We start from the raw sequence: 21,214 nt of genomic DNA, 5'->3' as shown, positions 1-21,214 counted from the left end.
GCGACCCGGCGGGGTCGTGGGGTCAGGTGCTGGCGGGCTCCTCGGCGTCGACGACGCGGCGCACGCGCGCCTCCTGCGTGGCGGGGTTCTTCACGACCTCGAGGAACTCGTCCATGTGCCGCTCCAGGCCCGTGACCTTGTCGAAGGGCGCGCCGACGACGAGCTGGAAGCCCAGCCCGCGCCACGCCTGCACCGCGCGCCCGGCGAACTCGGCGTCGGCCTTCACGAACCCCTCGTCGAGGAACACCGGCGCGAACCGGGGACGCGAGCGCAGCTCGTCGCCGAGCCGGAAGCGCAGCGCGGCGCCGATGACGAACGCCACCAGCTCCTGCGACTCGCCGCCCGACTTCTCGCCGAGCGTGCGGTACCACGCCTGGTGCGCCCCCGTGCGCGGGTCGTAGCGCTCCGCGGAGATCTCGACGTGCCGTCGTACGTCGAGGAGGAGGTCGCGGTGGCGGCTCTCGGTGCCGGCGCGCGGGTCGTCGCGGCGGCGCAGCTGGGCCATGAAGCCCTGGAGCCGGCGGAACCGGTCCTCGAGCTCCCCGCTCGTCTCCTCCGGACCGGCGCCCGCGGTCAGGGCGCGCAGGTCCTTGAGGAAGAGCGTCAGCTCGGTGGGCGCGAGGCGGCGCATCCGGATGCGCAGCCGGTCGTTGCCCGCGCCGAACGGCAGGCGGCGCAGGATGTCGTTGATCGGGTCGAGCCGGTCCTCGATCTCCTCGACCGCTGCGGCCATCGCCTGCTGCAGCGGCACCAGGTCCTGCCCCGACCAGTCGGTGAGGCGGCGCTGCCACTCCGCGCGCCGCTCGGCCAGGCCGGTGCGGCGGATGTCGTCGAGGATGTCGGCGTAGTCGCGGTAGGACAGCAGCGTCGTGCCCAGGTTCGGGTCGGGCCAGCGGGTGAGGAACTGGGTGAAGATCCGCCGCAGCTCCTCGCTCGCCGCCGTGAGGAGCTCCGACGCGGCGCGCGACGCGGCGCCCAGCCGGTCGCGCAGCCGGGCGCAGTGCTCCTCGAAGCGGTCGAGCGCGGTCGGGTCGCCGGGCCCGACGGCCTCGGCGAACTCGGCGTCGAGCGCCGCCGCCTGCTCCGGGTCCAGCACGACCTCGCCGGCCGCCAGGATCGCCTCGCGCTCGTCGGTCGTGGCGTCCTCCAGCTCGACGAGCCGGCCCTGCTCGGCCTGCAGCTCCTCGTGCTCGTCGCGCGCCCGGGCCAGCTCCACCCCGGCCTCGCGCGCCTGGCGCTCGAGGTCGCCCACCACGTCGGCGAGCTGGCGCAGCCCGTCGTCGGCGGCCAGCACGCGCTCGCGCTGGGCGCTCAGCTCCGCACAGCGGGCGAGGCTCGACTCCACGTCGATGTCGGCGAAGGGCACGTCGGCCAGGGCCTGGTACGCCGCCAGCACCGCCGCCGCGCGCCGGCGCTGCTCGTCCAGGTCGCGCCGCTCGGCGTCGATGCGCTCCAGCTCGGCCTCGACCGCGGCGAGCTCCGCGTCGAGGGCGGCGAGCGCCTCGGTGTTGGAGAAGCCGATGACGTCGCTGCCGCCGCTGCGCCCGTGCGAGCCCCGGGAGCCCGACCGGGTCTGGCCGGCCAGGGTGACCCGCAGGCCGGGGCCGTCGAGGTCCTCGGCGCGCTCCACGCACAGGGCGTTGCGCGACGGGTCGGCCAGGTACCACCGCACCCAGCCCTCGAAGGCACCCGCGCGGTACTCCAGCTTCCCGGCGAGCCGGTCGCGCGGCTGCTCGTCGGGCGCGTCGGCGTCGACGTCGGCGCCGACGAACGTGATGCGGCGCGGCAGGTCGAGGTGGTCGATGGCCGCGGAGAACTCCCGCAGCCGCTCGCGGGGCACGAGCAGCTGGCGGGCCGCCCCGCCCAGCACCGTCTCCGCGGCGGGCCGCCAGCGCGCCTCGTCGACGCGCACGTCCACGAGCTCGGCGAGGAACGGCAGCTCCTCCAGCCCGGCGGCCTGCGCCAGCAGGGTGCGGATCTCGTCGAGGTCGCGCGGCACCCGCCCGTGGCGGCCCGCGAGCGACGCACGGTCCTTCGTCAGCTCCGCCTTGCGGGCCAGCAGCGGCCCCTGGGCCCGGGCCAGCGCCGTGCCCGCCTCGTCGAGGCGGGCCGTGGTGGCCTCGTGCTCGGCCGCGTGGGTGCGGCCCGCGGCCTGCGCCCGGGCCACGTCCTCGGCGGACGAGAGGTCCACGTCGAGCACCGCCACGCGCGGCGCGAGGCGCTCGCGGCGCTCGCGCAGCTCGTCGGCGTGCGTCTGCTCCTTGCGCAGCTCGGCCGCCAGCAGCTCGAGCGTCTCGCCGCCGGCGCCGCGGTGCGCCTCGCGCGCGGCGACCAGCTCGGCCTCCAGGTCGGCGCTGCGCCGCCCCAGCGCGGAGCGCCGGCTGCGGTTCGCCTCCCGGGCGGCCTGGTTGGCGCCGACCGCGGCGTCGAGCAGCGCGCCGTACCGGGTGAGCTCCCACAGCCGCAGCGGCGTCGGGCCCTTGCGGGTGGCGCCGTAGGCGTCGAGCTCGTCGATGCGGGCCTGGGCGCCGGTGACGCGGTCGTGCAGGTCGGTGATCGGGGCGAGCAGGTCGGCCTTCTGCTGCTCGGTGATCATCGTCTCGTAGGAGCCCTCGAGGTCGTCGAAGTGCTCCACGGCGCGGTCGGCGGCGGCGAAGGTGGCCGGCCGCTCCAGAACCATCTCCTTGTAGAGCTCGTCGACGGAGCGCACCGGCTGCGAGGCCTGGATCCGTGCCAGCAGGCGCAGCGCCTTGTCGCCGTCGCCGTTCGCGCCGATGCCCAGGCGCGTGTAGAGCCGGGCGGCGAACGCGGCGTACGTCTCGTGCACGGCCAGCCCCGGGACCAGGGCCCGCAGGTCGCGCGGCTGGAAGCGGGTCGCGACGGCTGCCTGCAGCAGCCCGAGGTCGACGGGGCCCTCGTGGGTGGCCAGGCGCATCACGACGTCGGGGGCCCGGGTGACGCGGCGCGGCACGTAGAAGACGCGCAGCGCCGTGAACCGCCGCTCGCGGTCGTCGACGAAGGTCGCGGCGACCGCGCCCCACGTGTCCTCGCCCGACCCGCGCAGCGTCACCTGGCGCGCCTGCGCGGTCTCGCGGTCCTCCGTCTGGTCGACGACGCCGCGCAGGTAGGACAGCGGGTTGCGCTGCCCCTGCGAGCGGGCCCGGCCCGTCGTCATGTCGTTGGAGGCGCCGTTGAGGCGGGTGTCGGAGGGCATGACGAGCGTCGTCCACGCGTCGAGCAGCGACGACTTGCCCACGCCCGACGCGCCCGTCAGCAGCGTCGCGTCCCGGGAGAACCGCACCTCGTGGTGGCCCGAGAACCCGCCCCAGTTGACGAGCTGCATCGACGCGATGCGCCACTGCGTGCTGCCCTCGGTGGCGCCGTGCATGCCGAAGAGCGCCTCGTCGGCCGCCTCGAGCAGGCGGTCCTCGGGGTCCGGGGCGCCCTCGTCGTCGAAGTCGGCCTCGAGCGCCTCGATGGTCTCGAGGTCGTCGGCCACGGTCGTCTCGTCGCTCATGCCCGGTCCTCGTCCTCGGTGCGTGCGGTGTCGGTGGCGTCGGCCGTGCCGGTCGCGTCGGTCCCGCCGCCGTCCGCGGGCCCCAGGTCGAGGTCGTCGAACGCCGTGTCGGGCTCGAGCTCCTCCTCGGGCTCGGCGGGCTCGCCGGCCTCGGTCGGCTCGATGGCCGGCGCCTCGTCGTCGGCGGGCGCACCGTCGTACGGCGCGTCCCCCAGCTCGTCGGCGGGCACCGGCTCGTCGGGGGCGCGGTCGTCCTCCGGCGGCGGGGTGCGCAGCCACTCCAGCAGCTCCTGGAGGCGGTCGAGCGGGAGCAGGGCCTCGACGGCGGGGCTGACCTCGAAGCGGTCGCCGGTCGCCGGGCCGAGCAGCAGGCCCGCCTTGTAGAGGCTCGCGACGGCGTTGCGCGCGCGGCCCTCGTCGCCGGCGGCGTCGGTGGAGTGGGGCGGACGCATCGCCATCACGTGGCCGACCACGTCGGCGACGTCGACCCAGACGCGGTCGTCGCCGCGCGCGGAGTCGGTGAAGTGCCGGTTGCGCAGGAAGACCAGGGCGATCGTCTCCTCGCGGTTCCACGCCGTGTCGTGCAGCAGCGTCGGGAACCGACCGCCGGCCTCGGGCACCGCCTGCCGCTTGTAGGCCACCTCGTGCTCGCGGTCGAGCACGAGCTCGAGGAACAGGTCGTTGAGGCGCGAGGCCACCGCGCGGGGGTTCTCCAGCAGCGCCTCCCACTCGCGGGGGTGGGTGCGGGCGGTGACGAAGCGCAGCTTGACGAGCGCGAGCAGCGCGCGGCGCTGGGCGAGGGGGAGGCCGCCCTCGTCGCCGTCGAAGAGCGACAGCGACGACGAGCCCTCGAGCTCGGGGTTGAGGTCGTCGGTGAGACCGGCGTGGTCCGGGTCGTGCCGGTCGGCGTCGGTGCCGTCCCAGGTCTCCTCGGTGGTGGTGCTCATCGGTCGTCTCCTGCGGGACTGCGGGTGGTCGGGGGCGCCTCGGTGGATGCGGCGGCGGGCGCGTCGGCCGGTGCGTCGGCCGGTACGGCGGGGGGTGCGTCGGCCGGTACGGCGGGGGGCCGCGGCACCGTGCGCACCTGCGGCACGCGCAGCACGCGGCGGGAGCCGTCGGGGCGCACGGTGACGACCTCCTCGGTGCCCTCGCCGTCGGCCAGGGCGCGGCGCTCGGCGAGGTGGAGGAGGCCGAAGACCTCGACGGGGCGGCGCAGCTCGTCGTCGAGGGAGGCGAAGAGCTCGCCGACCGTGGTCGCCGTGGACGCCGCGAGGGCGTCGTCGAGCAGGGCGTCGAGCTCGGAGATCGACGGGCCGCCGGCGGCGCGCAGCGCGGTCCACGACACGGCCTCGGCGCCGTCGGCGTCGGCCCGGCGCAGCGGCGGCGGCGCCTTGTCCTCGGTCGGGTCGTAGGTGCGCTCGCGCAGGTGGTCGACCGCGGCGCGCTCGGGCAGGAGCGGCAGCCCGACGTGCGTGCGGGGGCCGGTGGCGGCGTACCAGCGCCCCAGCTCGCCCTCCAGGTTGCGCAGCACCCGCTCGAGCTCGCGGTCGCGGTTGACGTCGCGCGCCTCGATGTTGCCGCGCAGCGTCGCGGTGGCGCGGTTGCGCTGGGCGAGCACGCGATCGAGGCCGGCGCGGATCTGCTTGACGGTGTCGCGGATCTCGCGGCGGTCGGTGTCGCCGAGGATCGTGTCGGTGACGGGGTGGTCGAGCAGGTCGGAGATGTCCTCGCGCAGCTGCTGCAGCAGCGCCTCGTCGCGCAGCAGCGGGAACGCGCCCTCGAAGGCCCGGCCCTCGGGGGTCGCGGTGGTCAGCTCGTCGATGCGCGCCAGGTAGTCGTCGACCACCTCGCCGGCGGGGCGCTCGTCGGCGCGGAACTGCTCGTGGATGTCGTGGCGGATGCGGACGAACGCCTCCTCCACCCGCGCGAAGTCGCTCGGCAGCCCGCCGACGAGGGAGAGCAGCTCGGTGAAGCCCTCGAGCATGTAGTCCTCGCCCGCCACCGGCAGGTCGCCGCCGTCGACGAGGCGGTCGCGCTCGGCGCGCAGCCGCGCGATCTCCTGGTTGAGGATCGTCACGCGGGTCGTGCGGTCGGGGTTGGCCTCGGAGTTGAAGCGGCGGAACGCCGAGACGATGTTCGCGACCCGGTGCTCCGAGAGGCTCGAGCGCTCCCGCGACAGCGTCCGGGCCTGCTCCAGCGCCGCCTGGGCGTAGGAGGTGAGCGTGTAGACCTCGCCGTCGGTCTCCGGGTCGTTGGCGCGGATGAGCCACTTGCGCCGCATCCAGCGCAGGCACAGGTCGCGGCCGCTGCCCGTCGGGAGGTTCTCCGTGCCCGCCAGGCGCAGCTCGGCGAGGTAGGTCTCGACCTGCTCGTGCAGCCGGCCCGTCGGGATCGGCGCGTTGTCGCGGCCGAACGAGGAGCGGAAGACGGCGAGCACGAGGGGCGCGTGGCGCTGGTGGAGCAGGCGCAGCGTCGGCTGCTCGAACGCCTCGCCGGTGCGCGCCAGCTCGTCGACGATGTCGCTCACGACCAGCCTCCTCCCCTCGGTACGGCGGGCCCTCCCGCCCGTTGACGCCCCGCATCGTCCCATCCGACGGGGACGGTCCGGCCATCCGCCTCGGCGCTCGTCCACAGGCCCGCCGGGTGCCCGTCCACGGACCCGGCCGGAGGCGTTGCCGGGGCGGCGGGTCCGCCGTACCGTGAGCCACCTCACACCGGAGGTGGTCGTCGTGGCGCTGTCGAGCCGCCGGCGCCGCGTCGCGCGCCTGGACCCGGCGACGGACTACGCCGAGATCCACCGCAACACGGTGCTCCACGAGTTCCCGTGGGACATGGAGGTCGCGGCGGTCGCCGCGCAGCTGCGCACGCTGGCGGTGCCGCGCATCGGGGCGCTGCTCGCGCGCACCGGTGAGTTCCGGCAGCGCCCGCAGAAGCGGTACGACGACACCGCCCTGCTCATGGAGGTGCCGCTCGTCGAGGGGCTCGACAGCGTGCGGGGGCGCACGGCGTTCCGGCGGATCAACGAGATGCACGCGATGCACGACATCGAGGAGGGCGACCTGCGCTACGCGCTGGCCACCCAGGTGGTGGTGCCGGCGCGGTGGATCGCCCGGCACGGCTGGCGCGCGCTCACCGCGGCCGAGCTGGAGGCGAGCATCAACTACCACCGCCACGTGGCCCGGAGGATGCACGTGCCGGGCCTGCCGACGACGTACGCCGACCTCGCCGCCCTCGTCGACGCGCACGAGCGCGAGCACTTCGGGCACGACCCGGGCGCCCGGCAGGTCGCCGACGCGCTGCTGCACCTCGTCGCCGGCTTCGGCCCGGTCGGCACCCATCACCTCGTGCACGCCGCCGCGCTCGCGCTCATGGACCCGCCGCTGCGCGAGGCGCTGGGCTACCCCGACCCGGGTGCGGGGGTACGACGCGCCACCCTCGCCGCGCTGCGCACCCGGGCCCGGACCGTGGCCCTCCTGCCCGCCCGGCGGCGGCCGCGGTCGCTGGCCGGCACGGCGCGGGGGCGCAGCTATCCCGCCGGGTTCCGCGTCGACCGGCTCGGCACCTTCGCGCCCACCTGCCCCGTGCACCGCCACAGCCCCGAGCCGCCCGGTCGCACCGCGGCCGTCGACTGAGACGGGCCGATGGGGGAGGGGCCGGCGGGACAGGGGTCGGCGGGCGCGGCGCGCACCCGGGTCGCCGGGCCCGACGACGCGGACGACGTGGCGCGGCTGCTGCGGGCCTTCAACGCCGAGTACGACGAGCCCGCGCCCGCCCAGGCCTGGCTCGCCGACCGCGTCCGCGCGCTGCTGGGCGCCGACACGGCGGTGGTGCTGCTGGAGGTGGACGCCGCGACCCGGCCCGGCCCGCACGGCCTGGCGCTGCTGCGGCTGCGGCGCTCGCTGTGGGAGGACGCCGACGAGGCCTACCTGGCGGAGCTCTACGTGGCCCCGGCGCTGCGCGGTCGCGGCCACGGGCGGGTGCTCCTGCGGGCGGCGATGGCGCACGCGCACGAGCGGGGCGCGACGTACCTCGACCTCACCACCACGAGCGCCGACGAGGCCGCCGTGGCGCTCTACGAGTCCGTGGGCTTCGACCGCCACGAACGGCGCGGTCCCGACGTGACGTCGTACTACTACGAGATCGACCTGCCGGCGGACTGAGCGCCGTCGGGGCCGGGCTCGCCGGCCGGTACGGCGGGGGTCGGGGCCGGGCCGGACAGCTCGCGCCCGCCGCGGCTGAGCACCGCCCAGGTCGCGGCGACGGTCCAGGTGGCCGCGATGAGCGCCGCGGCGAGGCCGAGGTCGGTCGTGCCGTCGAGGAGCAGGGCGAGGGCGCCGAGCCCCAGCGGCCCGGCGACGAGGCTGGTCGCGTTGAGCCACGCCAGGGCGCGGCCGCGCACGTGGGCGGGCACGCTCTCGGCGATGTAGACGTTCCACACCGGGCCGAACAGCCCGCCGCCGAGGCCCATCGCGGCCATGCCCGCCAGCACGAACCCGCCCGCGCCCAGGGGCGCGACCAGCCAGGTGCCCGCGCTCATCACGACGAGGCCGAGCACGTAGGCGAGGCGCCGGGAGCGCCGGGTGACGATCGCGTAGCCGGCGGCGCCGACGAGGGACCCCACGGCGTACGCCGACATGCTCGCCCCCAGCAGGCCCGGCGCGTCGAGCCGCGTGAAGTGCCCCGGCAGCACGACGGCGAGCAGCGGCTGGAACACGAAGGAGGACGCGAAGCCGATGACCACGGCGGCGACGAGGGCGCGGCTGCGGAAGACGACCCCGAGCCCGCTGAGCCCGGCGTCCTCCGCGGCCACCGGGGGCGCCTCGGCGACGGGCACGAGGCGCGTCAGCAGGGCGGCGCCGGCCGAGCAGGCGGCAGTGAACCAGACGACGTCGACGGGGTCCCACCACGACAGCAGCACGCCGGCGAGGGCCGGGCCGGCGAGGAAGGCGAGGGAGAACCCGCCCTGGTAGAGCGCCGCGACCCGGTCGGTGCGCACCCCGGAGACCTGCGCGACGCCGGCGAGCAGGGCCTGACGGGCGCCCATGCCGGGCACGTCGAAGACCGCTCCGGCGACACCGAGGGCGATGAACCAGACCAGGTCGAGGCCCCACAGCAGGTCGACCACCGCGAGCGACGCCACGGCCGTCGCGCTGCCGAGGTCGGCCACCACCGCCACGCGCCGCGCCCCGAGGCGGTCGACGAGCTGGCCCGCGACGAAGGTGGCGGGCACCGCCGCGATGCCCGAGGCTGCCGCGACGACGCCCGCGGCCGACAGGTCGCCCGTCGTGCTGATGACGAGCCACGGCAGGACGATGGCGATCGCCGAGTTGCCGAAGAGCGACAGCGCCGCCCCGCCGACGTACAACGGCACCGCGACGGGCCGCAGGGCGCTGGTGGTCATGGCCCCACCTTCGTGGGTCGACGGTGCATCGCGGTCACGCGGGGTCGGCGCGCGGGCTTCCGGGCGGTGGTTGTACACGCAACCCGCCGCTTCCGGTGGGAAATTTGGGGCCGGAAGCGGCGGGTTCCCCGGTGCACCGGGGAAACCGCCACCTGCGCCCGAGCGGACCTAGCGCCGGCGCGCGGGGGCGCAGGCGACGCAGGTGGTGGCGGAGGGCCGCACCTCGAGGCGGGCGGGGTCGATGGGACGTCCGCAGACGCTGCACGTGCCGTAGCCGCCGCTGCCGGCCCGCTCGAGCGCGGCGTCGACGTCGGCGAGGCGCCGCTCGGCCTCGCGCAGGAGCGCCTCGACCTGGGCGCGCTCGAAGGCGATGGTCGCGCCCTCGGGGTCGTGCTCGTCGTCGGCGTTGCTGTCGCGGCTGGCGGCGACGAACCCGGCGTGGTCGGCGCGCAGCCGGTCGATGCGTGCGAGCACGGAGGCCCGTTCCGCCCGCAGCGCATCCGTCGTACCGCTCACCCCTCGAGCGTGCCACGCCCCGCCGACAGCGACCCCCGGATCACCAGGTGAGGGCGTCCGCCTCCGTCGCGACGAGGGCGGCGAAGAGGTCGTCGGCGGGCTCGAAGCTCCCGACCAGGTGGCCGTTGAGCTCCAGCGTCAGCGCGCCGAGCACCCGGGCGAACGCCCCGACGAGCCACAGCACCACCGGCGGCTCCAGGTCGAGGGCGAGCGCCTCGGCGGTGCCCGCGAGCTGGAGGGTCAGCGCACGCGCCACCGTGGGCCCGTCGCCCCCGACCCGGCGGGCCGAGACCGGTACGGCGGCCGCGAACGCCCGGAGCACCCGGGCCGCCGGCTCGATCGTGGTCTCCGGCGCCCGGTAGCCGGGGATGACCGAGCCGTAGACGAGCGCGAAGCGGTGGGGCTCCGCCACGGCCCACGCCCGCAGCCCGTCGCAGGTCGCGGTCCACCGTGCGCGGGCGGACCCCTGCCCGGAGCCGGCCGTCTCCAGGCGGGCGGCGAGGTCGTCGTACGCGTCGACGATGAGGGCGGTCAGCAGCTCGTCGCGGCCCGAGAAGTAGCGGTACACCGCGCTCGAGACGACCTCGAGCTCGCGCGCGACCGCGCGCAGCGACAGGCCGGGCGCGCCCTCGGCGGCCAGCTGGGCGAGGGCGATCGTCTTGATCCGGGCCAGCGTCTCCTCGCGGGCGATCTGGCGGGGGGTGCGGCGCGCGCTCATCCGTCGCATCCTGGCAGGCGCGAGCACGGGTGACAAATGTGAGCACCGCTCTTGCAAACCGGGTGGGCATGTCCCACGCTGGACTCATTCAGAGAGCATCGCTCACATTCGGAGGACCCATGGAACCCCACCCGTCGGACGGCGCGCCCGCACCACCCGCAGTGCCCGCCGGCCGCGCCGGCCGCGTCGCCCCCGCCGCCCTGCTCGGCCTCGCGGGCGCGGCGCTCGCGGCGTACCCCGCGCTGCGCGGCCACGCGGTCGAGGACGGCCTCGCGGCCGCCGAGCTCTACGCCCGCCCCGCCTGGCTGTGGGCGCACGTGCTCGCGATGGCGGGCTTCGTGCTGGTCGCCCTCGGGCTGGCGGCCGTCGACCGGGCCGCGCAGCGGGCGGCCGTGGTCGGCACGGCGCTGCTCCTGCCCTACTACGGCGCCGAGGCCTACGGTCTGCACGCGGTGGGCCGCCGGGTCGTCGAGACCGGGGACGCGGCGGTGCTGAGCGCGGGCGACGGCGCGGCGGACCTGTTCCGCTACGAGCCGGTCGCCGTGACGCTGTTCGCGCTCGGCTGGGTCGCGCTGGCGCTCGCGGGGGCACGGCTGGTCGTCGTGGCGGTACGGCGCAGCCCCGGCCCGCTCGCCCGCGCCGGCCTGGTGCTGACGGCGGCGGCGCTGGCGACGTACCTCCCCCAGTTCTTCCTGCCGCCGGGCGGGCGCACGGCCCACGGCGTGCTGGCCGCCGCAGGGCTGCTGCTGCTCGCGGTGGACCGCGCCCGGGCGCCGGGCGCTCAGCGCCCGCCCGGGTCGCCGACGCGCGCGGGAGCAGGGGCCGGCGTGCGTCCCGGTTCCGTCGCACCGACCTCCACCGTCCGGTAGCCCGCCGCGACCTCCTCGGGGGTGTCGGAGGCGAACACGACGACGCCCGGGTGCGCGGCCACGAGCTCCCGCAGGCTCCGGCGGCCCTCCGCGTCGAGCGCGGCGTCGATGCGGTCGAGCACCAGCAGCACGGGCGCGCCGAGCGCCGCCCGCGCGACCTTGACCCGGGCCACCTCGGCGGGCGTGAGGGGGTGTCCCCCGCGGCGCAGCTCGGTGCGCTCGCCGCGGGGGAGCCGGGCGAGCACGGCGTCGAGCCCGGCGGCGGCGACGGCCGCGCCCACCTGCGCGTCGTCGGCGTCGGGACGGCGGTAGCGCACCGCCCGCGCCACCGTCCCGCGCTCGAGCGGCACGTCGTGGGCCGCGAGCCCGACGAGCCGCCGGCGCACGGACGGCCCGACCCGGCCGCAGTCCCACCCGTCGACGACGACCTCGTGGCCCGGCTCGGGCGCGGCGAGGGCGAGCAGCGTCGCGGTGGTCGTCGCGGCGTCGGGGCCGGCGACGCGCACCCGGTCGCCCGGCCGGGCGTCGAGCAGCCCGGGCACGAACACCCGGTCGCCGTCGGCCGCCGAGCGCGCGGCGCTCGGCACCGGCGGCGGGGGAGCGCCCAGGTGCGGGGCCACGACCCGGCGGGCGGCCCGGAAGTTCTGGCGCAGCTCGGCCACGCGGCCCACCCCGGCCAGCGGCGCGGCCAGCGCACCGGTCACGGTCAGCGCCGTCGCGACCGCCCCGGCGGGGAGGTCGTCGGCCCGGGCGACGGCCACGACGAGGGCCGCGGTGGCGCCGCTCGCGACCAGGCACGCCGCCTGCAGCAGCCCGGCGGTGCGCGCGCGGGCGACGGCCGCCGTACCCACCCGTCGGCTGTCGCGGGCGACGCGGCGCAGCTCGCGCTCCTCGCCGCCGGCGGCCACGATGCCGTCGCGGGCGCGGAGGCTGTCGGTGACCCGGCCCGCGAGCCGGCCGCGGCGCCGCCGGAGCGCCGCCGCCCGCTCGTAGGCGTGGGGCGTGACGGCGAGCAGCGCGGCGACGAGGAAGACGAGCGGTACGCCGGCGGCCAGCGCCAGCCGGGGGTGCAGTGTCGCCAGCAGGCCGAGCGAGCCGACGACGAGCGGGACGCCGGCGACGAGGGGCGCGATGCCTTCCGCGACCCAGCCCCGCACGGCGGTGAGGTCGTTCGTGGTGCGCGCGATGGTGACGCCGAGCGAGCGCGCCCCCTCGCCGCGCAGCGCGGCGCCGACGAGCCGGCCGCGCAGCTCGTGCACGTAGGCCTGGCCCAGCTGCTCGGCCAGCACCCGCGCCGCGTACGCCGTGCCCCCCGCCGCGGCGAGCACGACCACCAGCCCGGCCGCCACCGGCAGCGTCCCGCCCGCCGGGGCCGAGACGAGCGCGCCCACGAGCAGCGCGACGCCGACCGTCAGGGCGGCCTGGGCCGTGGCGGTGACGACGAGCAGGGTCATCAGCCCCCGGCGCCGGCCGACGAGCAGCGGCGGCAGGCGCGGCGACCGGTCGGTGGTGGTGGGGGCGCTCACGCCGACGTGCGGGCGCGCACCAGCCGCGTCGCGACGGCCGGGTCGCGCAGGTCGAACGTGCCGACGACGGGCACGTCGGAGGCGGCCAGCGCCCGGCGCGTCTCGCCCGTGGCCAGCGGGCTGGAGGTGACGACGCCGGACGCGGCGGCCACGGGCAGGCCGTGCTCGCGCAGCACCGTGGTGCCGGCGACCGCGCCCATCGCGTCCTGGGCGGCGAACAGCACGGCGTCGACCTCGGTCGCGAACGACGGGTCGGCCACGAGGGCGGAGGTCTCGCCCTGGTAGAGCCCGTCCGCGAGCTCGACGACGACCACGTCGGGCCGGTCGAGCGCCAGCTCGTCGACGAGGGCGCTCCACAGGCCGCGCACCTCGGCGGGCCGCAGGCGGTAGGTGCTCGGCAGGCCGAAGTCGGTGAAGTCGAGCACGCGCGTCGCGCCCGCGTCGCGGAACAGGTGGGCGTCGTTGCCGGCGCCGGTGCCGGTCGCCTTGCCGGCGGAGACGACGAGACCGGCCGCCGCCAGCCCGTTGACGAGGCACGCGAGCGTCGTCGACTTGCCGGAGTTCATCGACGTGCCGAGCACGGCGACCACGAGCGGGCCGTCGGTAGGACGGTCACCGAGGCGTCCGCGGGCGTCGACGCCGTACGGCGCGGTGCGCGCCAGGGTCACGGCGCCCTCGGCGTCGGCCAGCAGGCCCAGCGGCTCGATGCTGGTCGCCTCGGCGATGGCGGCGTGCTGCTCGACGACCGTGCCGGCCAGGCCGCCGGCCGCGACGAGGTGGCATGGGCCCAGGTCGCCCGGCACCTCGGCGAGGAACTGGTCGGGGGCGTAGCGCGCGCCGTACGCCACCACGACCTCGTCGCCGGGGAACAGCAGCTGGCGGCGCGAGCCGGGGCCCTCGAGGCGGGTGTGCTTGCCGATGGCGGTGACGCGCGCGAGCACGACGTCGCCGGCGCGGGGGACGACGCCGTCGCCCGCCACCAGCGAGTAGCCGGTGCCGCTCGTCGCGATGTCCTCGGCGACGTGGCGGGTGGTGTAGGCGAGCTTGGCGGCCCGCAGCCGGCGTGGGTCGAGGGTGCGGACGGTGCGGGCGGCGGTGGCGGTGGCGGCGAGGGTGGTCATGACGAGGAGCGTGCGGGCGCCGGATGAGGCGACCGTGAGGCGTCCGTGAGACCTGCTCTCATCGAACGACGGGCGGGTGAACGCCCGGTGCCCCGGCGCCCGGTGCCCCGGCGCGCGGTGCCCCGGCGCTCAGTGCCCCGACCCTCAGTGCTGGACCTCGAGCACGGAGAGCTGCACCCCGTTCGCGTACGCCGCGTGCTCGACCAGCTTCAGCGACGTCCTCGCGCCCGGCGCGTCGGTCGGGAAGAGGCGCTTGCCGCTGCCGAGCACGACCGGGAACGTGAGGAGGTGGTAGCGGTCGACGAGCCCGGCCGCCGCCAGGCCCTGCGCGAGCGTCGCGCTGCCGTGCACGTGGATCTCGCCGCCGTCGCCCTGCTTGAGGGCGGCGACCTCGTCGAGGGAGCGCAGCACGTGGGTGTTGTTCCAGGGCGACTGCGCCAGCGTCGAGGACACGACGTACTTCGGCATGGCGTTGTACTCCGCGAACTCCTCCATCGTGGGCCACACCGGCGCGAACTCGTCGTGGCTCACCCGGCCGAGCAGCAGCGCGGTCGCCGCCTCGGTCTCGCGGCCCTTGATCTCGTAGGCCGCCTCGTCGAACGGGACGTCGGTGAACGTCCACCCCGCGTGCGGGTGGTCGCCGCCCCCGGGGGAGTCGACGACGCCGTCGAGGCTGATGAACTCGGTGACGACCAGGGGGCGCATGGCTCTCTCCTTCGGTGGCCCGCCGGGTGGCGGGGGCTGCGGTACGACGAGTCCGACCACCGTCGCCGGCCGAACTCATCGCGGGCCCGGGACGATCACCGATCGGCGTACGGGAGCTCCCAGCGCACGGGCGCGACCGCGATGCGGGCCTGGGGGTCCCCGTCCCACCGGACGGGCAGCCCGGCCGTGGTCAGCACCTCGACCACCGTCCGGCCGACCGCGACGGCCTCCTCCTCGAGCCGACCGGACATCCCGCTGAACCCGAGGTACAGCTGGTCGGAGAGCACGAGGCGCTCGAGGTCCTGCGTGTGGCTGTAGACGTAGCCGATCGCCCCGTCGAGCCGGAGGGCGGCGGCGTGCCCCATCTGCGCGCCCTCGCGGGCGTCGAACCCCTCGCCGAACGAGACGGCGACGCCGCGCGCCGGCAGCGTCTGCAGCACCCCGGCGAGGGCGAGCGCGTCGTGCGACGGCGCCGTGACGACCGCGTCGTGCGCCGCGACGACCTGGTCGAGCAGGGCCACGGCGTCGTCGTACGTCGGCACGGGCTCGTCCGGGTAGACGGCGGGGAAGTCCCCGGTCCCCACGAGGTCCTCGATCTTCTCCCGCAGGTCGTCGAGGTCGTCGATCCCGAGCGCGACGTCGAGCATCAGCCGGCCGGCGAACGTCGCGTCCGAGGGCGGGTAGGGGGTCGAGAACGCGGCGTGGCGTGGGGTCATGGCGGGCTCCGTCCCCTCCGCGCGCCCGCGGCAAACCGGCCGGGGGCGCCGTACCGTTCCGCCATGCAGCCCGCGATGCTCGAGCTGGAGGTCACCGGCGAGGTGTTCTGGTGGCGCGGCCCCGCCCCGTTCCACTTCGTCGCCGTCGCACCCGACGACGCCGAGGAGATCCGGGCGCTCTCCGCGGTCGTCACCTACGGCTGGGGGATGGTCCCGGCCCGGGTCACGCTGGGGGCGACGACGCTGCCGACGGCGCTGTTCGCGAAGGACGGCGGGTACGTCGTGCCGCTCAAGGTCGCGCTGCGCCGGGCCGAGGGCGTCGAGCTCGGGGACGTGGTGACGCTGGGCGTGCGGATCGGCTGATCAGCGCGACGAGGTGTCGTGGGCGTCGCTCACCACGGGCCGCTCGGGCCGCTCGGGGGCGACGTCGCCCTGGCCCGCCTCGAGCAGTGCGCTCGCGCAGGCGGCGCCGAGGACGGCGAGCGTGTCGGCGTACACCGCCTGACCGGCGGCACCGGTCTTGTGGAACGCGGCGCGGGCCCGGTAGAGCTGCAGGCGCAGGCCGGCGGACTGGCCGGCGTCGACGGCCTCGAGCCGGCGCAGGGCGCGGTCGAGCGCGACGTACTCCCGGACGATGTCGTCGCCCCCGTCGCGTGCGTCGGTCGTGTGCATGGCCCCCGTGACCCCTCGGTGCTGCTGAAGTGGGTGGGTCGCGATCGCGGACCCGCGGCTGATCGTGCCACACCCCCGACCCCCGCCGCAGGGCCTCTCCACCGTGATCCCCGACGCCCTAGCCTGGCGCCGTGGTCGCCCGCTCCCTCGCCCTGTTCGCCGTCGCCGCCGTGCTCGAGATCGGCGGCGCCTGGATGGTGTGGCAGGGCCTGCGCGAGCACCGCGGCTGGCTGTGGGTGGGCATCGGCTTCCTGGCCCTCGGTGCGTACGGCGTGGTGGCCACCTTCCAGCCCGACGCGCACTTCGGGCGCATCCTCGCGGCGTACGGCGGGGTGTTCGTGGCGGGCTCGATCCTGTGGGGGATGGTGGCCGACGGCTACCGCCCCGACCGGTGGGACGTCGCGGGCGCCGCGATCTGCCTCGCCGGGATGGCCGTGATCATGTACGCGCCCCGCGAGGCATGAGGGGAATCCCCGGGCGACCAAAGTGGTTGACTGTGCAACCAGATCGGGCCACCGCCCGACACCCGACCCACCGGAGGCACCCATGACCGTCCACCTCGGCCTCGACACGTTCGGGGACGTCACCGTCGACGCCGACGGCCGCCCCCTGCCCCACGCGCAGGTCGTGCGCGACGTCGTCGAGCAGGCCGTGCTCGCCGACCAGGTGGGCGTCGACGCCTTCGGCATCGGCGAGCACCACCGCGACGACTACGCGGTCTCCGCCCCCGACGTCGTGCTGGCCGCCGCCGCCGTCCGCACCGAGCGCATCCTGCTCGGCACGGCCGTCACCGTGCTGAGCTCCGACGACCCGGTGCGCGTCTACGAGCGCTTCGCGACGATAGACGCGCTCGTCCCGGGCCGCGCCGAGGTGACGCTGGGCCGCGGCTCCTTCACCGAGTCGTTCCCGCTCTTCGGCTTCGACCTCGGCGACTACGAGCGCCTGTTCTCCGAGAAGCTCGACCTGTGGTCCGCGCTGCAGGCCGACGGGCCCGTCAGCTGGCGCGGCTCCGTGCGCGGCCCGCTGGAGGACGCCGAGGTCTTCCCGCGCCCCACCGCCGGGCACATCCCCACCTGGATCGGCGTGGGCGGATCGCCCGAGTCGGTCGTGCGGGCGGCGCACTACCGCTTCCCGATGATGCTGGCCATCATCGGCGGCGAGCCGGAGCGCTTCGGCCCCTACGTCGACCTCTACCACCGCGCGCTGCGCGAGCTGGGCGACGACGCGGACGCCCCGCTGCTGCCGGTCGGCGTGCACTCGCCCGGGTTCGTGGCCGACACCGACGAGGAGGCCCGGGAGCTGCTGTTCCCGCACTTCAAGGCCAACCGCGACCGCATCGGCCGCGAGCGCGGCTGGGGCCCGGCGACCCGCGAGCAGTTCGACGCCGAGATCGAGGTGGGCTCGCTCTACGTCGGCTCGCCCGAGACCGTCGCCGCCAAGATCGCGAGCACCGTGCGCGGGCTCGGGGTGCAGCGCTTCGACCTCAAGTACTCCAACGGCCCGATGCCCCACGCCCAGCTCATGCGGGCCATCGAGCTCTACGGCACGCGCGTCGCCCCGCGCGTGCGGGAGCTGCTCGCCGACTGAGGCGCTCCCGGCGGGTCCGTCCGGACGGCCCCGGACGCACACCGGCCCGGCCCCCTGAGGGGCCGGGCCGGTGTCGTCGAGCGGGGTGTCAGCCCTGCTGGTCCTGCTGGGCCGCCTGCTCGGCCTCCTGCTCCGCCAGGGCGGCCTCGAGGTCGAGGTCCTTCACGGCGGTGATGAGCTGCTCGAGCGCGGTGGCCGGCAGGGCGCCCGCCTCGCGGTAGACCAGCTGGCCCTTCTTGAACGCCATCAGCGTCGGGATCGACGTGATCTGCGCGGCCTGCGCGAGCTGGGCCTCGGCCTCGGTGTCGACCTTCGCGAACACCACGTCGCCGTGCTGCTCGGAGGCCTTGTCGAAGACCGGCGCGAACTGGCGGCAGGGGCCGCACCAGGACGCCCAGAAGTCCACCAGCACCAGGTCGTTCTCCATCACGGTGCGCTCGAAGTCGGCGGCACCCACGGTCACGGTCGTCATCTGCACTCCCATCGTCGTCTGCAGCGGTCCGTGCTACCCCTGCCCAACGCCGCGGGGGTGCGAGGTGTTCCCCGGGTACGCCGCGAGCCCGCGCCGCGGCTACGGTCTCCCCCTCATCCTGCCCGACCTTCCCCGCCGACTCCCCTGCCGACTCCCCCCGCCCCAGGAGCCCCCCGTGCCGACCGCGCCCCGCCGTACCCCCGCCACCCGCACCACCCGGGCACGCCGCCCGCGGCCGGCGGACATGGTGGCGCCGCCCGGGGCCGTCGAGGTCTTCACCGACGGCGCGTGCGCGGGCAACCCGGGGCCGGGCGGCTGGGCGTGGGCGGTGGACGAGTCGACGTACGCCTCCGGCGGCGAGGGCGCGTCGACCAACCAGCGGATGGAGATCCGCGCGGCGCTCGAGGCGGTGCTCGCCAACCCCGGGCCGCTCGTGGTGGTCAGCGACTCGACGTACGTCGTGCACTGCTTCCGCGACCGCTGGTGGGCCGGCTGGCTCGAGCGCGGCTGGACCAACAGCGCCCGCAAGCCGGTCGCCAACCGCGACCTGTGGGAGCCGCTGGTCGCCGAGGTGTCGGGGCGCGGCGACGTGGCGTTCCGCTGGGTGAAGGGCCACTCGGGCGACGTCATGAACGACTTCGTCGACCGCCTCGCCGTCGCGGCGAGCAAGCAGGCCTAGGCCCGCCGGGCCCGGACCGGTCCACCGGTTGCGGGTCGGACCGCCGCCACACGTCAAACCCGCGCGCGTCGGGGCGCCCGGGGCTGCGAGACTGAGCCGCATGCGCGACATCGTCCAGAGCAAGAAGCTGCAGAACGTGCGCTACGACGTGCGCGGCCCGATCCTCGTCGAGGCACAGCGGCTGGAGGCGGAGGGTCACCGGATCCTCAAGCTGAACATCGGCAACCCGGCGCCGTTCGGCTTCGAGGCGCCGCAGTCGATCGTGGCCGACATGGTCGCGCACCTGCCCGACGCGCAGGGCTACTCCGACTCCCGCGGCATCTACTCGGCGCGCACGGCGGTGGCGCAGTACTACCAGTCCCGCGGCCTCACCGAGACGGCCGTCGACGACGTCTTCATCGGCAACGGCGTCTCCGAGATGATCTCGCTGGTGCTCCAGGCGTTCCTCGACGACGGCAACGAGATCCTCGTCCCGGCGCCGGACTACCCGCTGTGGACGGGCGCGGTGACCCTCTCGGGCGGCACGCCGGTGCACTACCGCTGCGACGAGGAGGACGGGTGGAACCCCGACCTCGCCGACATCGAGGCCAAGATCACGCCGAACACGCAGGGCATCGTGATCATCAACCCGAACAACCCGACGGGCGCGGTCTACAGCGAGGAGACCGTCAAGGGCCTCGTCGACATCGCGCGGCGCCACGAGCTGGTCGTCTTCAGCGACGAGATCTACGAGAAGATCCTGTTCGACGACGCGGTGCACCACCACACGGCCGCCTTCGCGGGCGACGACGTGCTGTGCCTGACGTTCTCGGGGCTGTCGAAGGCCTACCGCGTGTGCGGCTACCGCGCCGGCTGGGTGATGATCTCGGGCCCGCGCCACGCCGCGGAGAGCTTCCTCGAGGGCCTGACGCTGCTTGCCAACATGCGCATGTGCGCCAACGTCCCGGCGCAGCACGCGATCCAGACGGCGCTGGGCGGCTACCAGTCGATCAACGAGTACATCGTGCCCGGCGGCCGCTTCTACGAGCAGTCGAAGACGGCGTGGCGCCTGCTCAACGAGATCGAGGGCGTCTCCTGCGTGGAGCCGATGGGCGCGCTCTACTGCTTCCCGAAGCTCGACACCGAGATGTTCGGGATCGTCGACGACCAGGCGTTCGTGCTCGACCTGCTGCGCGCGAAGAAGCTGCTGGTCACCCACGGCACCGGCTTCAACTGGTTCGAGCCCGACCACTTCCGGCTCGTCACGCTGCCCGACGTCGACATGCTCACCGAGGCCATCGAGCGGATCGCGGACTTCCTGGGGTCGTTGCGCCGCTGACCCGCCCCCGGGCCCCTCACGCCGGCTGGGTACGGCGCTTCTCGAGCCACGCCATGGCGGGGGTCGCGGAGATGCCGTGCAGCACCACCGAGAAGGCGATGACGAAGCCGACGGTGGCCCACAGCGTGTCCGTGCCGGAGAAGGGGTTCTGCCCGGTCGCGTAGGCGAGGTAGTAGATCGAGCCGATGCCCCGGATGCCGAAGAACGCCGTGACCCAGCGCTCGCGCGGCTGCAGGTGGTGGTCGCCGACCCGGTCGCGCGGCCGGGGGCCGACCCGCAGGGCCACCCACGTGGTGAGCGGGCGGACCACCAGGACGAGCGCGATGCCCAGGGCCGCGCCCCGCCAGCTCAGCGCACCGAGCAGCCCGCTGGAGATCGCGACCCCGAGCAGCAGGAGCACCACGAGCGTCAGCAGTCGTTCGAGCCGCTCGACGACCCCGTGCATCAGGGCGTGGTAGGCGTCCGTGCGGTCGAACGAGCGCAGGGCCATGGCGCAGGCGAAGACGGCCAGGAAGCCGTACCCCTGGGCGACCTCCGCCGCGCCGTACGACAGCAGGACGGCGGCGAGCACGAGCAGGGGGTCACCCGTCTCGGCCGTGCGGACCGACCGGACGCGCGACTGGAAGGCCGCCTTGGCGAGGGACCACCCGACGACGATCCCGACCGCCGCGCCGACCGCGATCTTGCCGAGCAGGTCCCACGCGACCCACTTCAGGCCCCAGTCCATCGCCGACCCCGCACCCACGACGAGGATGGCGAGGTAGACGAAGGGGAAGGCCAGCGCGTCGTTGAGCCCGGCCTCCGACGTCAGCGCGAAGCGGACCTCGTCGCGCTCGTCGACCGCGCCGTCCTCCTGGTCCTCGTCCTCCTCGTCCGTGGTGGGCCCCGCGACCTGGACGTCGGAGGCGAGCACGGGGTCGGTCGGGGCGAGGACGGCGCCGAGCAGGATGGCCGACGCGGGCGCGAGGCCGAGCACCCACCAGCCGAGCCACGCGGTGGCCGCGATCGAGAGCGGCATGGCGAGGAGGAGCAGGCGCCACGTCGTGCCCCACCGCCGCCACGACGCCCAGGAACGGAAGCTGAGCGGCCGGTCGAGCGCGAGCCCCACCCCCATCAGCGACACGATCACGGTGAGCTCGGCGAGGTGCTCGATGAACGGGCGGTCGTCCGACGGGGTCAGCACCACCTCCGCCGGCAGCGGCAGCAGCCCCGCCAGCACCCCCACGCCCAGCAGGACGACGGGGGCCGACAGCGCCGCGGAGCGCAGGGCGTAGGGCAGCACCACGGCCAGCAGGAGGGACACCCCGGCCAGCAGGTAGACGAAGTCGGCGTTGATCAGGTCCGTTGGCATGGTCTGTCCGATGTGCGTGGGCGGGGACTGCAGCGAGCCGGAGCCA

21 protein-coding genes are annotated in these 21,214 nt (G+C 75.8%); 8 read left to right on the top strand and 13 right to left on the bottom strand.

What is annotated here, in order from left to right; translation table 11 throughout:
- Nucleotides 1–22: 22 nt before the first annotated feature.
- From ACOACO_RS02440 to ACOACO_RS02430, 3 genes are read right to left on the bottom strand one after another with little or no spacing between them, the layout of a single operon-like run.
- Complete coding sequence (locus ACOACO_RS02440; protein ID WP_420294672.1) at nucleotides 23–3,517, bottom strand: ATP-binding protein; 3,495 nt, start codon at nucleotides 3,515–3,517, stop codon at nucleotides 23–25.
- The gene (locus ACOACO_RS02435; protein WP_420294671.1) at nucleotides 3,514–4,464 is read right to left on the bottom strand and encodes a DUF4194 domain-containing protein; all 951 of its coding nucleotides are present in this window, start codon (nucleotides 4,462–4,464) and stop codon (nucleotides 3,514–3,516) included. The genes ACOACO_RS02440 and ACOACO_RS02435 overlap by 4 nt, the downstream gene beginning before the upstream one ends.
- A complete protein-coding gene (locus tag ACOACO_RS02430) occupies nucleotides 4,461–6,044 on the bottom strand; it encodes a DUF3375 domain-containing protein (RefSeq protein WP_420294670.1) in 1,584 nt (527 codons plus the stop codon). The genes ACOACO_RS02435 and ACOACO_RS02430 overlap by 4 nt, the downstream gene beginning before the upstream one ends.
- A 172-nt stretch (nucleotides 6,045–6,216) precedes the next feature.
- On the opposite strand from ACOACO_RS02430, the gene ACOACO_RS02425 reads away from it, so the two are divergent.
- Nucleotides 6,217–7,149 carry an oxygenase MpaB family protein gene (locus ACOACO_RS02425; RefSeq protein ID WP_420294669.1) on the top strand — a complete coding sequence of 311 codons (933 nt, stop codon included), beginning with the start codon at nucleotides 6,217–6,219 and terminating at the stop codon, nucleotides 7,147–7,149.
- A 9-nt stretch (nucleotides 7,150–7,158) separates the two neighbouring features.
- Nucleotides 7,159–7,677: a GNAT family N-acetyltransferase gene (locus ACOACO_RS02420; RefSeq protein ID WP_420294668.1), complete on the top strand. Its 519-nt coding sequence runs from the start codon at nucleotides 7,159–7,161 to the stop codon at nucleotides 7,675–7,677.
- Here ACOACO_RS02420 and ACOACO_RS02415 read toward each other — a convergent pair.
- The 3 genes from ACOACO_RS02415 to ACOACO_RS02405 all read right to left on the bottom strand — a co-directional run bounded on the left by ACOACO_RS02415 (nucleotide 7,650) and on the right by ACOACO_RS02405 (nucleotide 10,152).
- Nucleotides 7,650–8,918 carry an MFS transporter gene (locus ACOACO_RS02415; RefSeq protein ID WP_420294667.1) on the bottom strand — a complete coding sequence of 423 codons (1,269 nt, stop codon included), beginning with the start codon at nucleotides 8,916–8,918 and terminating at the stop codon, nucleotides 7,650–7,652. The genes ACOACO_RS02420 and ACOACO_RS02415 overlap by 28 nt on opposite strands.
- A gap of 168 nt (nucleotides 8,919–9,086) precedes the next feature.
- Entirely contained in the window at nucleotides 9,087–9,434 is a 348-nt protein-coding gene (locus ACOACO_RS02410; RefSeq protein ID WP_420294666.1) for a TraR/DksA family transcriptional regulator, read from the bottom strand.
- Nucleotides 9,435–9,474: 40 nt separating this feature from the next.
- A complete protein-coding gene (locus tag ACOACO_RS02405) occupies nucleotides 9,475–10,152 on the bottom strand; it encodes a TetR/AcrR family transcriptional regulator (protein WP_420294665.1) in 678 nt (225 codons plus the stop codon).
- A 119-nt stretch (nucleotides 10,153–10,271) separates the two neighbouring features.
- Between ACOACO_RS02405 and ACOACO_RS02400 the strand changes: the two genes are divergently transcribed.
- Nucleotides 10,272–11,021, top strand: coding sequence for a hypothetical protein (locus tag ACOACO_RS02400; RefSeq protein ID WP_420294664.1), 750 nt, complete (start codon nucleotides 10,272–10,274; stop codon nucleotides 11,019–11,021).
- Here the strand turns inward: ACOACO_RS02400 and ACOACO_RS02395 are convergent.
- From ACOACO_RS02395 to ACOACO_RS02380, 4 genes are all read right to left on the bottom strand, one after another.
- A complete protein-coding gene (locus ACOACO_RS02395) occupies nucleotides 10,934–12,547 on the bottom strand; it encodes an ABC transporter transmembrane domain-containing protein (protein ID WP_420294663.1) in 1,614 nt (537 codons plus the stop codon). The two genes, ACOACO_RS02400 and ACOACO_RS02395, sit on opposite strands and share 88 nt — an antisense overlap.
- Nucleotides 12,544–13,668: a hypothetical protein gene (locus ACOACO_RS02390; protein ID WP_420294662.1), complete on the bottom strand. Its 1,125-nt coding sequence runs from the start codon at nucleotides 13,666–13,668 to the stop codon at nucleotides 12,544–12,546. Before ACOACO_RS02390 ends, ACOACO_RS02395 begins: the two co-directional genes overlap by 4 nt.
- A 144-nt stretch (nucleotides 13,669–13,812) precedes the next feature.
- Nucleotides 13,813–14,373 (bottom strand): dihydrofolate reductase family protein, encoded by a 561-nt coding sequence (locus ACOACO_RS02385; protein ID WP_420294661.1) that lies wholly within the window; start codon nucleotides 14,371–14,373, stop codon nucleotides 13,813–13,815.
- A 95-nt stretch (nucleotides 14,374–14,468) separates the two neighbouring features.
- Entirely contained in the window at nucleotides 14,469–15,089 is a 621-nt protein-coding gene (locus ACOACO_RS02380; RefSeq protein WP_420294660.1) for a DUF6891 domain-containing protein, read from the bottom strand.
- Nucleotides 15,090–15,152: 63 nt separating this feature from the next.
- Here ACOACO_RS02380 and ACOACO_RS02375 point away from each other — a divergent pair, with 63 nt between their 5' ends.
- Nucleotides 15,153–15,452 (top strand): DUF1905 domain-containing protein, encoded by a 300-nt coding sequence (locus tag ACOACO_RS02375; protein WP_420294659.1) that lies wholly within the window; start codon nucleotides 15,153–15,155, stop codon nucleotides 15,450–15,452.
- Here ACOACO_RS02375 and ACOACO_RS02370 read toward each other — a convergent pair whose 3' ends face one another.
- Entirely contained in the window at nucleotides 15,453–15,761 is a 309-nt protein-coding gene (locus ACOACO_RS02370) for a hypothetical protein (RefSeq protein WP_420294658.1), read from the bottom strand. It lies immediately after the preceding gene.
- 131 nt (nucleotides 15,762–15,892) lie between these two features.
- On the opposite strand from ACOACO_RS02370, the gene ACOACO_RS02365 reads away from it, so the two are divergent.
- Together ACOACO_RS02365 and ACOACO_RS02360 are read left to right on the top strand one after the other, a co-directional pair.
- Nucleotides 15,893–16,225 carry a YnfA family protein gene (locus ACOACO_RS02365; protein WP_420294657.1) on the top strand — a complete coding sequence of 111 codons (333 nt, stop codon included), beginning with the start codon at nucleotides 15,893–15,895 and terminating at the stop codon, nucleotides 16,223–16,225.
- A gap of 82 nt (nucleotides 16,226–16,307) precedes the next feature.
- Entirely contained in the window at nucleotides 16,308–17,348 is a 1,041-nt protein-coding gene (locus ACOACO_RS02360; RefSeq protein WP_420294656.1) for an LLM class flavin-dependent oxidoreductase, read from the top strand.
- A gap of 88 nt (nucleotides 17,349–17,436) precedes the next feature.
- Here the strand turns inward: ACOACO_RS02360 and trxA are convergent, their stop codons facing one another.
- Nucleotides 17,437–17,820 carry a thioredoxin gene (gene trxA, locus ACOACO_RS02355; RefSeq protein ID WP_420294655.1) on the bottom strand — a complete coding sequence of 128 codons (384 nt, stop codon included), beginning with the start codon at nucleotides 17,818–17,820 and terminating at the stop codon, nucleotides 17,437–17,439.
- Nucleotides 17,821–17,995: 175 nt separating this feature from the next.
- Here trxA and ACOACO_RS02350 point away from each other — a divergent pair, with 175 nt between their 5' ends.
- Nucleotides 17,996–18,499 (top strand): ribonuclease H family protein, encoded by a 504-nt coding sequence (locus tag ACOACO_RS02350; protein WP_420294654.1) that lies wholly within the window; start codon nucleotides 17,996–17,998, stop codon nucleotides 18,497–18,499.
- Nucleotides 18,500–18,599: 100 nt separating this feature from the next.
- Entirely contained in the window at nucleotides 18,600–19,817 is a 1,218-nt protein-coding gene (locus tag ACOACO_RS02345; RefSeq protein WP_420294653.1) for a pyridoxal phosphate-dependent aminotransferase, read from the top strand.
- Between the two features lie 16 nt (nucleotides 19,818–19,833).
- Here ACOACO_RS02345 and ACOACO_RS02340 read toward each other — a convergent pair whose 3' ends face one another.
- Nucleotides 19,834–21,168: a cation:proton antiporter gene (locus ACOACO_RS02340; protein WP_420294652.1), complete on the bottom strand. Its 1,335-nt coding sequence runs from the start codon at nucleotides 21,166–21,168 to the stop codon at nucleotides 19,834–19,836.
- Between the last annotated feature and the right edge of the window lie 46 nt (nucleotides 21,169–21,214).

Origin of the sequence: Nocardioides sp. CPCC 205120, from assembly GCF_048654585.1 — a bacterium.
Classification (GTDB): Bacteria; Actinomycetota; Actinomycetes; order Propionibacteriales; family Nocardioidaceae; genus Nocardioides.
This window is presented reverse-complemented; position numbering and strand designations above follow the sequence as displayed.

Excerpts from the sequence above, each read along its gene's own strand:
- ACOACO_RS02375 (WP_420294659.1), top strand. The coding sequence starts at position 15,153 with ATGCAGCCCGCGATGCTCGAGCTGGAGGTCACCGGCGAGGTGTTCTGG.
- ACOACO_RS02390 (WP_420294662.1), bottom strand. The coding sequence starts at position 13,668 with ATGACCACCCTCGCCGCCACCGCCACCGCCGCCCGCACCGTCCGCACC.
- ACOACO_RS02435 (WP_420294671.1), bottom strand. The coding sequence starts at position 4,464 with ATGAGCACCACCACCGAGGAGACCTGGGACGGCACCGACGCCGACCGG.
- ACOACO_RS02415 (WP_420294667.1), bottom strand. The coding sequence starts at position 8,918 with ATGACCACCAGCGCCCTGCGGCCCGTCGCGGTGCCGTTGTACGTCGGC.
- ACOACO_RS02440 (WP_420294672.1), bottom strand. The coding sequence starts at position 3,517 with ATGAGCGACGAGACGACCGTGGCCGACGACCTCGAGACCATCGAGGCG.
- ACOACO_RS02400 (WP_420294664.1), top strand. The coding sequence starts at position 10,272 with ATGGAACCCCACCCGTCGGACGGCGCGCCCGCACCACCCGCAGTGCCC.
- trxA (WP_420294655.1), bottom strand. The coding sequence starts at position 17,820 with ATGACGACCGTGACCGTGGGTGCCGCCGACTTCGAGCGCACCGTGATG.
- ACOACO_RS02385 (WP_420294661.1), bottom strand. The coding sequence starts at position 14,373 with ATGCGCCCCCTGGTCGTCACCGAGTTCATCAGCCTCGACGGCGTCGTC.
- ACOACO_RS02340 (WP_420294652.1), bottom strand. The coding sequence starts at position 21,168 with ATGCCAACGGACCTGATCAACGCCGACTTCGTCTACCTGCTGGCCGGG.
- ACOACO_RS02345 (WP_420294653.1), top strand. The coding sequence starts at position 18,600 with ATGCGCGACATCGTCCAGAGCAAGAAGCTGCAGAACGTGCGCTACGAC.
- ACOACO_RS02360 (WP_420294656.1), top strand. The coding sequence starts at position 16,308 with ATGACCGTCCACCTCGGCCTCGACACGTTCGGGGACGTCACCGTCGAC.
- ACOACO_RS02420 (WP_420294668.1), top strand. The coding sequence starts at position 7,159 with ATGGGGGAGGGGCCGGCGGGACAGGGGTCGGCGGGCGCGGCGCGCACC.
- ACOACO_RS02405 (WP_420294665.1), bottom strand. The coding sequence starts at position 10,152 with ATGAGCGCGCGCCGCACCCCCCGCCAGATCGCCCGCGAGGAGACGCTG.
- ACOACO_RS02370 (WP_420294658.1), bottom strand. The coding sequence starts at position 15,761 with ATGCACACGACCGACGCACGCGACGGGGGCGACGACATCGTCCGGGAG.
- ACOACO_RS02380 (WP_420294660.1), bottom strand. The coding sequence starts at position 15,089 with ATGACCCCACGCCACGCCGCGTTCTCGACCCCCTACCCGCCCTCGGAC.